At 35.4% G+C, this 2,599-nt stretch carries 2 protein-coding genes; one reads left to right on the top strand and one right to left on the bottom strand.

Features of this window, described 5'->3' with window-relative positions; all coding sequences use genetic code 11:
• Positions 1-235: 235 nt before the first annotated feature.
• The gene (locus tag R2Q26_RS15250) at positions 236-673 is read right to left on the bottom strand and encodes a hypothetical protein (protein ID WP_317537073.1); all 438 of its coding nucleotides are present in this window, start codon (positions 671-673) and stop codon (positions 236-238) included.
• Between the two features lie 1,311 nt (positions 674-1,984).
• Here R2Q26_RS15250 and R2Q26_RS15245 point away from each other — a divergent pair.
• The gene (locus tag R2Q26_RS15245) at positions 1,985-2,458 is read left to right on the top strand and encodes a Slp family lipoprotein (RefSeq protein ID WP_317537072.1); all 474 of its coding nucleotides are present in this window, start codon (positions 1,985-1,987) and stop codon (positions 2,456-2,458) included.
• Positions 2,459-2,599 lie beyond the last annotated feature (141 nt).

Here is a 2,599-nt window from a genome sequence, read left to right as displayed (position 1 = left end):
TCATAACCAGAATGCCCAACCGTTTAAATGGCGTAGGCCTGAAGTTAAAGGTAGTCAAATAAAAAATACAATAGCTATTTACGCAATTAGACACTAGCACCATGCGCTGTACCAGCTAACTGGGAAAATAGACTAGTCTATAGTGGAAGAGCAGTTTGAAGCGCTGTATTCTATTCAGAGGAAGGCCTCTCGGTATTCTGCCTTCTCAGAAGGCATTTTCCAAGATACTCTGACTTTATTGCATTGAATTATAGTTCAGATCAATCTTTACTTTATTAATTTGATTATCTTGTTCCTTTGCCATTTTTCTGTAAAGATCCGCATTACCCTGGCTTTGTTTCAAAGTTTTCTCGTATTCGCGAATAATAGCAGAAACATGTGATCTAACGTCCTGACCTTGCCTGCCATAGTAATAGGGCTGCATCTCGTACTCTTCGAGTATACCTTTATATTTTTGTAATTTTACTTCTGTTTCTTTAGCCAAGTTCTCGTAATGTTTTACCAACGCATAATGGTCGTTATGAGCAATTCCTGTTTGCGCAGCAATAGATGGGCTCATTTGCGCGCAGGAAGCTAAAAAGGTAAATACAAGTAAAGGTAAAAGTGCTAAAAATTTTGGTACTGCGCCACTTATCGCCATAAATGCTGTAGTGACTGATAATTTCATAGACATTTCTATTTCTCCACTTGTTATAGAAGGAGCTAGAAATTCTACGTAGTAGCTGTGAACTTATAATTAACTTTATGTGAATCTTATCCACAAATTTCGTAGATAAGGCTAACTACCATACATCAAGGAAAAGTAGTGTTTATTTTGGATGCTTTAAAAAGATGCTAAAACCTTTGGAACCATGATCTAAGCCGATAAGTTATTTAAAGAACTCCCTGGTTTATTTTTAGTTCAAAGTTCGTCTATTTGACTGACACGCCTTGAATGACAATACAGAGATAAGCTTATGCAAAATGCCATTACAAAATCTCCCAAATCACTTTTTATAAATCTATCCAAAAATTTTCGGTTTTTATGTCTTAATCTATAAGATTAAGCTATATCTAAAATTCAGGCATTGATAGAGGCACATATAAATTGAAATTTAGAACGCTTGATTAAGCTTTCAGCTAAGACCATGCGGCAAGTTATAGAACAAACAATTAACTAATTTCAAGGTATCAAAAATGGTAGATGTCATGAGGTAGTAATGAGGGTGTAATATTGAGCTGTATAATAATCAATACTAAGTTTATTCCTGTTCTTAGCCCACGGTGCCAGCTTTCCTCATTTCCTCCCTTTCGTTTTAGCTGGCACCTTTTTCCAGATTTTATCTTCTGAGAACCACAAAATTCGCATGGATAAAGGCTTTGACTGGGGTATTTCTTCAGTTCTCACGCTCTCTAATATATCTACGGGAAAAAAGAAGTTTTATGGTCAATAAGCGGGATAAAAAATAGAGAGTAAATGTAACAAAATCCACCTATTACAATGGCTTAAGGGTTTTCCAACACAGGAAACTTGAAGGCAGGTTGCTCCTCTCCCACTTTCATTTCGAACTAACTCAAATTTTCGATACGTTCCAGATTCTCATAATTCCCAAAGATGATGAATTTGTGCAACGTTTGCACAAGTTGCAAATCTCCCATGATGTAGTCAAACTTTCTATGGCAATCTCAGTTAAGTCATTTTCTCAGTTTTATCAATTCAGTTTCAAATTGATCTGGACTCTTATAATTCAGATATGAATGTAAACTGTTATAAAACATAGCAATGTACTGCTGCCTATCCTGCCTGACTTTATTCCACATTTTCCATTAAAAAATGCGGGATAAATTGAGCTCAATGAGTTTTAGACTTTAACACTATTGAACAAAAAATATATGAAATGATCATATACTTATCGACGTATCAAGTTATCATTACTGTGATTCTGCCATATAACATCTCTAAACCATTTTTTGGTATATTTTGGGTGCATCTATGAGATTTTATTTGATTTTAATCAGCTTATTGCTAAGTGCTTGCTCCACTCTGCCACCTGCATTCAAAGATTCACATATAACGAAGATTTCATATGCAGAGGTAAGTGCGGATATTGAAAGTTATAAAAATACTTCAGTGCGGTGGGGTGGTGTCATTGCGGATGTCAAGAATGATGAAAACTTTAGCTGGATGGAAGTAATATTTTATCCTTTAGATTATTATGGTCGTCCCAAAATAGATAAACCCAGCGAAGGGCGCTTTATCATTAAAAGTTCTGAATTTCTTGATCCAAAAGACTATGCTAAAAATAGAGAAATTATTGCTTTAGGCATAATTGAAGGTAAAACTGAACATATAGTTAGCTCCAAGAGTTCAGATCTGCCATTGATAAAAGCGACAGCTATTCATCTCTGGCCGATAAATTACCGGGACAATTATTATGGACACTGTAGGTTCTGTTATTTCATGCAGTTATTCTGGTAGAGATGAAAAAATTTCCAGTAGAACGTAACAACGAAAAGAATTTATTATTTACTAGGGTCTGTTAACATTTCACACGGGTAGCCACAGATACCCGCATGCCATGGCAACCATACTTTCATAATTTCTCTTTAGTTTGTCGTA

Source organism: Nitrosomonas sp. Is37, assembly GCF_033063275.1.
Lineage (GTDB): Bacteria > Pseudomonadota > Gammaproteobacteria > Burkholderiales > Nitrosomonadaceae > Nitrosomonas.
Note: the sequence above shows the minus strand (reverse complement) of the source record. Positions and strands in the feature narration are given on the sequence as shown.